The 12,334-nt window shown below is 44.5% G+C and carries 11 protein-coding genes; 4 read left to right on the top strand and 7 right to left on the bottom strand.

Going from position 1 to position 12,334, the window contains the following annotated elements; all coding sequences use genetic code 11:
• Positions 1 to 227: 227 nt before the first annotated feature.
• Positions 228 to 461, top strand: a complete 234-nt coding sequence (locus tag BuS5_RS08435; RefSeq protein WP_035264989.1) for a type II toxin-antitoxin system Phd/YefM family antitoxin — start codon at positions 228 to 230, stop codon at positions 459 to 461.
• Positions 458 to 865, top strand: a complete 408-nt coding sequence (locus BuS5_RS08430) for a type II toxin-antitoxin system VapC family toxin (protein ID WP_035264991.1) — start codon at positions 458 to 460, stop codon at positions 863 to 865. Before BuS5_RS08435 ends, BuS5_RS08430 begins: the two co-directional genes overlap by 4 nt.
• A 24-nt stretch (positions 866 to 889) precedes the next feature.
• Here the strand turns inward: BuS5_RS08430 and cobN are convergent, their stop codons facing one another.
• Positions 890 to 4,663, bottom strand: a complete 3,774-nt coding sequence (gene cobN / locus BuS5_RS08425; protein ID WP_027353602.1) for a cobaltochelatase subunit CobN — start codon at positions 4,661 to 4,663, stop codon at positions 890 to 892.
• Between the two features lie 126 nt (positions 4,664 to 4,789).
• Positions 4,790 to 5,824, bottom strand: a complete 1,035-nt coding sequence (locus BuS5_RS08420; protein ID WP_035264995.1) for a radical SAM/SPASM domain-containing protein — start codon at positions 5,822 to 5,824, stop codon at positions 4,790 to 4,792.
• Positions 5,825 to 6,160: 336 nt separating this feature from the next.
• On the opposite strand from BuS5_RS08420, the gene BuS5_RS08415 reads away from it, so the two are divergent.
• Positions 6,161 to 6,433: a hypothetical protein gene (locus tag BuS5_RS08415; protein ID WP_027353604.1), complete on the top strand. Its 273-nt coding sequence runs from the start codon at positions 6,161 to 6,163 to the stop codon at positions 6,431 to 6,433.
• Entirely contained in the window at positions 6,408 to 6,833 is a 426-nt protein-coding gene (locus tag BuS5_RS08410) for a type II toxin-antitoxin system VapC family toxin (protein ID WP_198012223.1), read from the top strand. Before BuS5_RS08415 ends, BuS5_RS08410 begins: the two co-directional genes overlap by 26 nt.
• A gap of 4 nt (positions 6,834 to 6,837) precedes the next feature.
• Here the strand turns inward: BuS5_RS08410 and BuS5_RS08405 are convergent, their stop codons facing one another.
• From BuS5_RS08405 to BuS5_RS08385, 5 genes are read right to left on the bottom strand one after another with little or no spacing between them, the layout of a single operon-like run.
• The gene (locus BuS5_RS08405; RefSeq protein ID WP_027353606.1) at positions 6,838 to 8,937 is read right to left on the bottom strand and encodes a TonB-dependent receptor; all 2,100 of its coding nucleotides are present in this window, start codon (positions 8,935 to 8,937) and stop codon (positions 6,838 to 6,840) included.
• A 40-nt stretch (positions 8,938 to 8,977) separates the two neighbouring features.
• Complete coding sequence (locus tag BuS5_RS08400; protein ID WP_027353607.1) at positions 8,978 to 10,186, bottom strand: ABC transporter ATP-binding protein; 1,209 nt, start codon at positions 10,184 to 10,186, stop codon at positions 8,978 to 8,980.
• The gene (locus BuS5_RS08395; protein WP_157487355.1) at positions 10,183 to 11,223 is read right to left on the bottom strand and encodes a FecCD family ABC transporter permease; all 1,041 of its coding nucleotides are present in this window, start codon (positions 11,221 to 11,223) and stop codon (positions 10,183 to 10,185) included. Before BuS5_RS08395 ends, BuS5_RS08400 begins: the two co-directional genes overlap by 4 nt.
• Positions 11,216 to 11,485: a hypothetical protein gene (locus BuS5_RS08390; protein ID WP_051374691.1), complete on the bottom strand. Its 270-nt coding sequence runs from the start codon at positions 11,483 to 11,485 to the stop codon at positions 11,216 to 11,218. Before BuS5_RS08390 ends, BuS5_RS08395 begins: the two co-directional genes overlap by 8 nt.
• Positions 11,486 to 11,521: 36 nt before the next feature.
• The gene (locus BuS5_RS08385; RefSeq protein ID WP_051374692.1) at positions 11,522 to 12,316 is read right to left on the bottom strand and encodes an ABC transporter substrate-binding protein; all 795 of its coding nucleotides are present in this window, start codon (positions 12,314 to 12,316) and stop codon (positions 11,522 to 11,524) included.
• Between the last annotated feature and the right edge of the window lie 18 nt (positions 12,317 to 12,334).

The following is a 12,334-nucleotide window of genomic DNA, read 5'->3' as shown; positions in this document are numbered from 1 at the left end:
AATACGTTTTTAATTTATCTTTCATATACTGTCATTCGGTAAGCTCTTCAATTTCACCTTCCATCTCTAGATATGCCTCACGCAGCTCGTTTTCCATCTCCTTTATCAGCATCTATCATGCCCTATTGGGTAAAACTTTTCTTTGACACGTTATTTATGACTATGATATTATGGTCATAATTTCAATTTGACACAGATAAAATGACACAAATAAAACAGGAGAAATTATGGCAAATTTTATTTCTAAATCTTCTTTCAAACCCCAGGCTCTTAAATATTTTCGTCAAATTCAAGAAGATGGCCGGGAATTAATCATCACTGACCATGCAAAACCAGTGATTAAAATAATTCCTTTCAGGGAAGAACCACATGTCATTTTAAAGGAATTACGAAATTCCATAATACGTTATGATGATCCATTCAAACCAGTCGGCCAGGATGACTGGGAGGCCCTGAAATGATTGTGCTGGACACCCATGTTTGGCTCTGGTGGATCAGCAACCCGGAAAATCTTTCAACCTGTGCTAGTCAAGCTATTGATAAGGCCGTTACAGAAAAAGGCATTATCATATCATCCATATCAACATGGGAGGTTGCCCTCCTGGTTGATAAGGGAAGATTAGAACTTTCGATTGATGTCCGTGATTGGGTGCGCAAAACAGAGGGCCTGCCTTTCGTTAATTTCATACCGGTTGACAACACTATAAGCCTGCGTTCCGTAACTCTGCCGGGCCAATTCCATACCGACCCCGCGGATCGCATTATCACAGCAACCGCGATGACTATGGGATTGCCTCTTGTCACCAGGGATGATAAAATTCTTGATTACCAACATGTCCGGACTATCTGGAAGGAACAGGTATAATTCGCCTGTCCCCTTTTTCCTGTTTTATTCCGTAAGTTCTTCAATCTCCCCTTCCATCTCCAGGTATGCCTCCCGCAGCTCGTTTTCCATCTCCTTGTCAGCATCCCACATGCCCCGGCTGATCGCCTCCAGGAGTTTGTCCAGTATGTTTTGCAAAGCATACGGATTTACTTCCTTCATCCATTCCTGCATTTCCGGATCAAGGGCATATTTTTCCGCAATTTTCTTGTACATCCAGTCGTCTATTACTTCTGCTGTGGCATCCCAGCCGAGAACCACATCCATCATATGGGAAATATCCCCGGCGCCTTTGTAACCGTGGCGTTTCATTCCCTCCAGCCACTTGGGATTGACAAGGCGGGAGCGCAGAACATGCTTTGCCTCTTCAAATGTGGTGCGCATCTTTACCCTTTTGGGGTCGGCGCTGTCGCCCACCATGGCAAAGGGGAGTTTGCCGCGCACGGTTTTTGACGCCACGATAAGACCGCCGTAGTAGTTGTAAAAATCGGTGCATGACATCATGTCGTATTCCCGGGAATCCTCGTTTTTAACAGTCAGATCCATACGGGAAAGGAGGTTGCGGAACGCAGCCGGTTTCTGCTTGCCGTAGCTCCCCTTGCCGTATGCGTGGGCTGTATAGCGGATGTAGTTATTCCCCAGATCTTCCCGGGTCTTCCAGTTTTTGGATTCAACCAGCTCTGAGACTCCTGCTCCGTATGTGCCCGGCGGACAGCCGAATACCCTGAATGTGGCCTCTCGCATAGCCTCTTTTTCCGTCATTCCCTCTTTTATATAGCTGTTAACATCCCGCAAAACATTGCGCCGCAGAATATTCGACTCCGGCGATTCCTTTAACGCGGCCACCATTCTGACAGCCTCATCAATCCGCTCCACGAGGTTTGGAAACGAATCCCGGAAAAATCCCGAGATCCTTGGCGTCACATCAAGGCGGGGGCGGCCCAGTTCAGATAAGGGGATCACCTCAAGACCGGTTACATTTCCGCTTCCCCCGGCCCAGACAGGCTTTACTCCCATGAGGTAGTAAATTTCTGCAATATCATCACCTTTGCTCCGCATGGTGGAACCGCCCCAGACAATGATCCCGATGTTTTCCGGATATTTTCCGGTCTCTTTTAGACACCTTTCAATCAGGGCGTTGCCAAGTCTTTTACCCACATCCCATGCTCCAGGTGTGGGAATCTTGTTGGGATCGACAGAATAAAAATTTCTCCCGGTCGGCAGAATGTCGGCCTGACCACGGGTAGGCGCTCCTGATGGTCCAGGTAAAACAAACCCGCCGTTAAACCCGGTAAGGCTTGAATCAATTTCCTCGGTAACCAGCCTGATATTGGGCGTCAATACTTCACAAATGTAGCTCAAAGATGCGGCCACATTTATATTACTGCGGCCCAGGCAGGATTCAACAATCGTATCAATAAAGGCAGTGTCAAACCGGTTTTCTTCCAGCTTTTTTACCATCTCCAGGCATGCTTCATGGGCGCTCTGTATAATCCGGCCTCCGGTTTGTTCTTTAAAATGGGGAAGTACCCTGCCCTTATTGACCAGAAGTTCATCATAGTCATACCCCAAAGCGCCCAGAACAGATTCACGTAAAGAAGGGACGTCTCCGCTGGAAAGACGGGTGAGCTGCACAAGAAACTCCACCAGCCGGTCATTTTCCGGAGCCTTACCCATAATATGCAGGCCATCGTTGATCATGGTGTCCCCAAGTTCAGACAGGTAAGAGTGAAGTTTTTCCAGAAACAGGTCAAAATCTGAAAATGCCTCTTTTTCATCCAGTTCCAGATCTTTATCAAGATCCGCCTGGCAGACCGCCTCCCAGATCATGGAACGAAGAATCGATATTTTCCCCGGATCCTCTATTTTTGCGTCGGCATATTCTTTCAAGACATTTTCCACCTTTGCCAGATCTTCATAAAGATCGGCATTGGTAAAGACAGGGGTAAGATGATCGATTATGCAGCAATAAGACCGGCGTTTGGCCTGGGTTCCTTCACTCGGGTCGTTGATGATATAAGGATAAATATTCGGCAGATCCATGATGGCAAGATCAGGATAACACTCATCGGAAAGCCCCAGCGCCTTTCCGGGAAGCCATTCCAGGGAGCCGTGTTTGCCCACGTGCATTACGGCATCCGCTCTAAAAACATCCTTGATCCACCGATATTGGGCAAGGTAATGATGGGGCGTGGAAAGATACATATCATGATAAATCTTTTCTATATTTTCAAAATAACCGCGGGGTGGCTGGATGGTAATAAAAAGATTGCCGTTGATCAAACCTGCAAAATGCATCTTTTCTTCATGCACAAAAAGATCTCCGGGAATTTCGCCCCAGTCTGCCGTCATTTTTTTTCTTATGGATGGAGGCAGAGCCTCGTGCCATGGCAAAAACAAATCTCTTCCCGCGTGGGCTTCAGCCTTTTCTGCCATACGGTCGGATGTCAGCCAGCGCTGATCACAGGTCATCCTGTCGAGCAGATCCTTTGCCAGCTCATCGCCGGTTTCATAGGTTTGATCGACCTGAAAGCCTTCTTTTTTCATCCTGTCCAAAAGAAGCTTTACACTCTCAAAACTGTCCAGACCCGCGGCGCAGCCGATCCTGTCGTTCCTTGGTGGATAATGATGAAAAATTATGGCAATCCGCTTATCCTGATTTTTTATTTTACGTAATTTTGCCCAGTTCAAAGAAAGAGAAACCATCTTTTCAACACGGTCGGGTATCGGCATATTTTTCGACAGAAGAGCGCCGGTGAGCGGATCAATCTCTTCTTCTTCACGCGTGGCAACGGGCACGGTAATAAGCGCTCCGTCAAATTCAGGCTGGGCCACTGAATAGGAAACATCCATGGTGGATATCCCTTGCAGGCTCTCTTTCCATTCCGCATAAGGATTCATGGTGGTTATGGCCTGGATAAAAGGAACATTCAGCCACGGCAGCAGGTCTTTATACTCGGGCGCAGACAGGGTCAGGGAAAACATCATGGGACTGATCAGAACATCTATAACAGATTTTCCGTTTTCCATAAAAAATTGTTCCACAACATAGTCAGCTCCCCGATTACCACGATCAGCATCCTTATACCTGAGATGAAACACGCATATAACGTTGGCTCCGCAGCGTTCTACCTCACGGATAACAGCGTCTATGTAGCGCAGGTTATCATTAAGCCAGTAGGATTGATAAAACCAGAGACCGACCGTGATCTTTTTTGGATCTATTTTCTCTTTAAGATACTCTTTCAGATCCGGAATTTCCTGGAAATCAGGATGATAAATCCCCTCCTGAGGAAGAGTTTCCGGAGGATTACAAGGAGCTTTATCCTGGAACAGTAAATTATAAAGATAGCAAAAGAGGTTATAAAAGTTCATCCGCCCGCCGTGCATCAGGTAACGGTTCAAGGTATCCCATCTGTCTGTGCCGAAATCATGGTCATACTCTTTTGCAGCAATAAGGCCGTCTTCATCACTTCCCTGGGGATAAATATGAAAATAAGGTATTTTCTCGCCGTTATTTTTCTTTTTCAAAACAGCTTCCATCAAAGGATCAAAAGCAGGGCAGGATGCCTTGCCGCCATGAAGAATGATCAGAACAACGTCGGACGCAAGGGCATCTTTTACAAAGGCTTTTATGCGCGATTCATCAAAAAGCTGCCGGCCTGTCCTGGCAATAACCCTGATTTTGCCGCACTGTTTTTCATATTGCCGCACACCGGCGCTCAAAGATGGAATCTCCATGGAATGAGCCGTAAAATAACAAAGGGTAAAAGGTTTCATTTAAAACTCCTTGATGCCTAAATTGAGCTATTAGCAGTTAGCCTTATTGACCTGTTGATTAAGTTCTATATATGTTTCATTTCCACCACTTTTCAATGCTAACGGCTAAACGCTAATGGCTAAAAGCTAATCCCAGGTGATACATTTTTTCCATAGGGTCTGATACATAACACATGCCAGACCCCGGGTTTGCTCGTCATTATAATAAAGCCTGCTGAGGCAATCACCGGGACAAAATCCGGAAACAGAACAATCATTACATTGTTCGCTCCGCAAGCTGTATTTTCCCAATACATCAAAACTTTCTTTATTCGGCGCCTCAACGGTTCCGCAGGCAAAACAGGGATCACCCACTGTCTGCGCGCACGGATAAATCGTGCCGTCCGGATGAACTGCCATTGCTTCTCCTTTAGACGCATGACAGAAATGGAACTGATTATCTTTATGGGCAGCCTGCTTTAGTGATTCCAGTTCCCGCAGCTTGATCTGATGGGAACGGTTTACATTGATCCAGCCCAATGTTTGCACCAGTTTTTTTAATCCGTTTTTCAGTTCTGCGGGAGACGGAGGGCTTACACAATCACCTTTAAGTGCATGCCCTTTGCAAACCAGAAGATCTAACGCAATGCCCCTGGCAGTAGGAAAAAAACCGAGAAGCAGCGCCAGTCGATCCATTACAGCTACATTTTGCCCTGTTACTACGCACGTCACCCGAAAGGGGAGATCATGATCCGACAAAAGTTTTAATCCCTTTATGGTTGGGCCTGATTTCCCCCGGAGTTTTTCATGAAAATCCGGGGGCCCGTCCAGACTGACTCCCACCTGAATGTCGTAACGCTTGAACATTCTTATCAGCGAGGCATCCAGAATGGTTCCATTGGTTTGGATTCCGATGGTGGCGGGCAGGCTCTTTTTTCGGATAAACGATGCAATCCATTCGATTAATTCCGGTTCAAGGGTGGGCTCACCGCCTGTCAACTGCACATGAAAAGTATGTCCGGTTGCAGCGGCAAGACGCAAACCTTTTTCAGCGACCTCCCGGGTCATGCTCTGAACAGGGCCGCGTTCTTCCCTGTAGCAATATACACAGTGAAGATTACATTCCGTTGTCAGCAAAAGCACAAGATATCGGGGATATTTACCCCAGGTATACGTAGACATCAAACCTTTCTTTATTCAGCAGATCAACGGTTCCACAAGCAAAACAAGGATCACCCACTGTTTGTTTGCACGGATCAATCGTGCCGTTTCCCTCGTTTCCAGGCTCTGCCTGGGAATGCATACCACAAGGCTCTGCCTTTTTTAGATCAGCGGTTTTACTGCCACCAATCCTTTTAACCCGATATAGTCACGGCCGCTTTACACTTTTTCTCATTAACAAATAAACCTATCTGTGTTTATCTGTGTGCATCTGTGTTCCTTCTTCTTTTTTTCTTGACAATATGTACAAAACAAAATATTTTTTATTAAAATCTGTACATCATAAAGGAGGTTCCAATGAAACAGTCTTTAATAAAACTTAGTATGAGCGAGACTCGCTCCAAACTGACCCGGTTGCACAATCTGCTTGAGCCCGGCCAGATTTTGCAAATTACCAAAAGGGGCAAACCGTACGCCAACATCGAATTGGTGGGTGACACAGACCATTTCGATTCTGTTTTAAAATCCATTGATGCTCTGCCGGAGCCGGAAGAAAAAACACAATCAGTTGCTGAAAATTATAAATCCCTCCTCTATGGAAACAATGATGAAAACATTACAAGGTTTTAACTCTGTCTTTTGTGACGCCAGCTTCTTTGTTGCACTGTTTTCAAAAAAAGACTCAAAACACAAACGCGCTTTAGAACTTTTTAAAGAGATCAAAGAATATCGAATACTGATCTATACGTCATGGTTTATTATTTCAGAGACCATGACCGTTCTTCTTTATAGATACGGTTACACTGAAGCCCTGACGTTCAACCAGTCGATTGATCTTTACAGAATACTCAACTCAAGTGAAAGTCAGCATCATAAGGCCATTGCATTATTCGATCTCTTTGCCGGTGATAAAAAAATTTCTTTTGTAGATGCCCTTTCATATATCCTTATAAAGGCTAAACTCGCAGACATCCCTGCCATCTCTTTTGATAAAGATTTTAAAACTCTTGGACTGACTACCATCTCATGAGCAACTAAAACTTGTACGCCACTCCCCAAAACCAGGTTACTCCGGCGGCAGGATAGAAATAATCCTTGCCATAGCTGGCATATGAATAATTGTCATATTGATAGTCAAACAAATTTTCAGCAGCAACAAAAATATCAAAATGCTTATGGCTCAAATTTAATTTGGAATTAAACAATGTATAGTCCTTATATTCCGAATCATTGGCTTTATCCATTTTATACTTGTCCTGGTACTGCATGTTGACATTCCAGAGCAACTTGTAACCGTTAATATTAAATAAAGTTGTATCCAGATCAGCGCTCACTCTATTAAACGGGATTTTTGTAAGCCTGTTATCACGAATGGAAACCACATTTTTATTGGCATCTTTCACAAGAGTATCACTTTTATAACGCGCATCCGTATAGGTATAGGCAAGCTTGTAACTGAGCCATTTTAAGGGCGCTCCTGTAATTGCCGCTTCAAAACCTTTGATAGTGACTTCACTGATATTCTGTTTACCCTGATATGTGCCGCCCTGATCATAAACCGTATCAAGCATGTCATCAATTTCGATTCTGAAAAGACTCATATCCAGATTGAACCATTCTGTGAAAAACCATCTATATCCGATTTCATATTGAGCAAATTTCTCGGGCTTTAATGTATAGGCGCTTTTTGCTGAATATGACGCACTGTAATAATAATCATATACATTGGGAGCGCGATAGGATTTATTATAGCTTCCATAAATACTAAAATTATTTAACGGTCTGTAATTTATTGCGAATCTCGGATTCCATTTGTCATAATGCGGAGTATCCTCATAATTCAGGGCGCCACCTTTACTAAAATCATAATCCGAATCATTATCATACTCAAAATAATCATAACGGATGCCGGCCGTTAAGGTTAAATTTTCAATAACGGAAAACTCATTCTGTAAAAAGATTCCGAATTCTTCCCTTTTAAAATCACCCGATTTTTTTGGATCAGCGATTGTATATGGCAACCCGACAGTTTTTGAAGCCGCTTTTTTATTTTCAATGTCTATCTGATCATTATCATAATCAAATCCTGCGGATAGCAGGTTTGGTTTGCCTGCAACGGGTTGTTTTAAGGTAAATATAAATTTGGCGCCAAAAACATCTTCATCCAGCTCTTCCTTGTAAGGAGTCTTTGTTGCCATTTTATAGTTTTCGTAATCTTTATCCCTATTTTTGTAATAAAGGGTTGTGGTTAAATCAAAAATATCCTGGTTTACCTTAAGATTCAGACCTGTGATAACATCAGTATTTTCAGTATAACTGTAATCCGTGGCCTGATTGCGATCCTCCTTTACTTCAGCTTCAGTCAGTCTCCTGGCAAGGGTTCGCTCCTTGTCAGCCACGTTGAAATTAAACGCAAGACTGACAGTATCCGCCAGATAAACACCGAACTCACCATTATAGTAATCATTGTCCACCTGAGATTTATTGGAGTATGCGCGTGATCTTCTTGTTTTAGCGTTAAGATTATAAAAAAATTTGTCCCGGCTGCCGTAGATCAAAGCATTATAACGCCTGTCATGGAAATCTCCGGCAGCAAAGCTTACCTTTCCGGCAACAGATTTATCACTTTTTTTGGTTACGATGTTTATAACACCGCGAGCCGAATCACCGCCATACAGGGACGAGAGCGGTCCTTTCACAACTTCAACCCGCTCGATATTTTCCACAGGAATGCTTTCCCAGTCGGTATAACCGAATTTACCCATGGATACCGGAATGCCGTTAAGGATCACCATAGCGCCTCCGCTCATCCCTATTCGTGTGCCGCGCAGGGACAAGTGGGGCTCAAGACCGGATGCATTTGAATAAAAAGCGCCCGGGAGTTTTTTTATTACTTCAGGAAGTGTTTTGGCGTCCATGGATGCAATATCCTTTGAGGTAATAACGGATATATTGGATGGTGTATCGAGCATGCTATGTTCGGTACGGGTGGATGTGACAACCATTTCTTCCATTTTTACAGTTTCTGTATCCTGCCTTCCTGTTTGATCTTCGGCATACAAAGAGCAGTTAAATATCAATACAAATAAAAGACTGAACATTAATACTAAAATTTTATTATAATACTTTTCCATAATACTTTTTTCTCCTTAGGAACGGGGACGAAATAATTTCTTACAATAAAAGCTCCATCTTTTCCAAAATTTCAGTTTCACCGAAGCATTTAATCAATTCTTCGCAATTAAAGCCCTCAAACAAACCATTGCTTTGCCGGCGCATTGTAATAACCCTTTTACTCTGCACCAGGGCATATTTAAAAAGTTCTATATTCCTTTGATTCAAATCTCCGGCCGCGAATCCTGTATCAATTATAAAATCAGCCTGCTTTACCAATGCTGCGGCCATATTAAACTGATCTTCGGAGACCGGTTCCATGGGGGCCTGGACCACACATTCCGCTCCTAATGATCCGGCCACGTAATAATCAAGATCATTGGTATGCAGGACCCCGGTTGCAATCCTGAAACCTTTTTTGGCCAGCAGCCTGTACAATACTGCTCCGGTTCCCATGCCGGCAGCCACAAAGACTTTGCCCCGCCGGCCGTTGCCGCGGATTTCGATACTCCCCAAAGCAGGATTAAAATCAGCATCGTCAAAATCATACAGATCTGCTACGGCATTGCCGCTAAGCATCTTTTCAGGGGGACCCCAGCCTGTTACAGCTCCGTTTTTTACCAGGGCCACACAATCCGAAATCTTGGAAGCAATATCGACATCATGCAGTGAGGCAATAATCGTAATCCCTTTTTTTTGGCACATTCTTCGCAGGATACTCATCACATCCATACGGTGCTTTAAATCGAGATGCATGGTCGGTTCATCGAGAATTATCACCTCAGGCTCCTGGGCCAGCGCCCTGGCAAGATATGTTTTTTGGCGCTCACCGTCACTTAAGCTGCCCAACTGCCGATCAGCAAGATCTGCGGCGTTAACCATCTCCAGGGCGGAACTGACCACGTCCAGATCTTTTTTTTGCAGCCTCCCGAAAAAATCCGTATGCGGGTAGCGTCCCTGAGCAACGAATTCAACAACACTGAAAAGCCCGGGTGAGACTTTTTCCGTCAGAACCACGGCTATGATTCCGGCCAGCTCGGTTCTCTTGAAGTCGGCAATATCTTTTCCGTTTACCAGGACTCTTCCTCTCACCGGGGCCAATAAGCCGGCCAGAGTTTTAAGCAGGGTGGTCTTGCCGGCTCCATTAGGTCCCAAAAGGGAAATAAAGATGCCTTTCCCAAAAGACAGGTTGACCGAATTAAGAACCGGAATATTTTTATAACCAACAGACAGATTCTGAATATCAAGGACAGGGGCGCTATTCTTCATAGGGAGGAACTCCTTTTCAAGAGCAGGATAATGACAATAGGCGCCCCGAAAAAAGATGTAATTGCGCTTATTGGAAGTTCAACCGGAGCAAAAAGAGATCTGGCTATCAGATCACAGAAGCAGGTTATGGCCCCTCCCAATAGTACTGCGCCCGGAATAAGAATCCTGTTATCGGAAGTGGAAAAAATCAGGCGGGTTATATGCGGAACCGCCAGTCCGATAAATGCAACCGGTCCGGCAAAGGATGTTACAAGGCCAGCCAGCCCGCAGGAGCATAACAGGATTAAAATCCGAAACAGCTTTATATTAACGCCCATGGAGCAAGCATACTCTTCACCCAGAAGAAAAGCGTTTAAAGGCTTGCTTAATCCAAAGGCTAAAATCAGCAGTATCCCTCCGGCAAAGATCATAATATTAAGTTCCGATCCTTTGAATCCTGAAAAGCTGCCGAGCTGCCACAGAGTAAAGCCTTTAACGTTTTCAGCCTCCGCAAAGGCGATAATTACACTTGTAACAGCATGGCAAAGATACCCGATCATCAAACCTGCGATGAGCAAAGTCACCCCGCTTTTTACTTTGGAGGCGATGCTCATAATAATAAGCATTGCGCCTCCTGCGCCGATAAAGGCCGCCATGGTAATAAGAAACGGGTTCAACCCCGGTATACCAAATCCCAGTGCCGTCAGCATTACAAGTGACACAACCAGGGTCGCACCGGATGATATCCCCAGGATAAACGGCCCGACAATCGGATTACGGAAAAAAACCTGGAGCAGCAACCCGGCAACAGCGAGGTAAGCGCCGCCCAGGATTGATGCCAGGGCCCTTGGAATTCTTATTTTCCAGACAATGAACCCCTCTGTTGTCCCTGTAAAATGTTTAAAAATAATATTAAAAAAATCAGGCAGGCTTATATTCATTGAACCGGTTGTCATGTTAATTCCACCGGCAGCAATCAAGAAAAAAAGCAGGAGAGAAAAAAAGAGATAGAGTCTCTTCCTGTTATAAAAAATTATTTCCCGTGTCATATTATCCATTTGTTTCAGCATCTTGCGGCAGTTTTTTAAAAAATTTATAGTCAAAACCCCTAAAAAGTTCAGGATGGAGCATGGCCGCCACTTCCATTATAATTTCATCCAGCCGGTCGGCTGACTGGGAATAATTTTTCAATGGAGAAAATACTTTCCCGGAGTTTAAAGGCCTGATCTTGCCGACAAGGGGATTTATCCGTGCAATGGCAGCCTTGGAGGTTGCGCCTGCTTCCGGAGAACGGTAGGTGATAAGGCAATCCGCATCCATTCCGCTGGAAATAAACTTTTCCAGTGTAATCTCAATTCAGGCCGCCCCTGAAACATCATCAAAAATATATTCACCGCCGGCATGCCGAATAATTTCCGCCACCCATGAATTTCCAGGTTCAATCAAAACCCTTTTTTCATAAATATCGCCCCAGATAACTTTGGGGCGCCGGCTGACCGAAGCCGTTATTTGACTTATCTGATCCACTGTTTTATTAACCCGTGCAATGAATGCATCCGCTTCTTTTTCCCGGCCAAACAGATAGGCCAAAAACCTTGTAAAGCCTAAACGGGTCTCAAGATTCATGGCAGTGCCGGATGTGGTTATAATAGCTGGAATTTCCAGTTCATTAAGCATCGGAATTGCAGCTCTGTCCCAGGTCAGGACAAGCTCCGGTGATATTTCCTTGATTTTTTCATAATCAACCGCGCCGGCTTCCCCCACATAAGTGATTCTACCGGCTTCGAACCCTTCTCTGACTTCAGGCATTACCCAGTCCTTATATTCCCTGGTAACCCCGACAAGTGTATCATCCAGAACACCCAGGACCTTCAGCATGGCAATATTATAGGTGGAATAAGCTATTACCCGTCTTACCGGCACCTGGATAATCCGGTTTTTATTATAACCCGCAGGAGCTTTTTTACCTCTTCTGACCAGCACAAATATGCTCCCGTCTCCGTCTCTTATTTCATGGATACCTTCACCTGTTTCTTTTACTGAAAATTCACCAAAAGATTGAAACGAAGGGCTGCATCCTGAAAAAAGGATAATCGTCACCAAGGCCAAAAAGGCTGCCGCAATATTTTTATAAATTAGTAGTATTTTCATTATTATTTTCCATTCAAG

This window comes from Desulfosarcina sp. BuS5, from assembly GCF_028752835.1.
GTDB lineage: Bacteria > Desulfobacterota > Desulfobacteria > Desulfobacterales > BuS5 > BuS5.
Note: the sequence above shows the minus strand (reverse complement) of the source record. Positions and strands in the feature narration are given on the sequence as shown.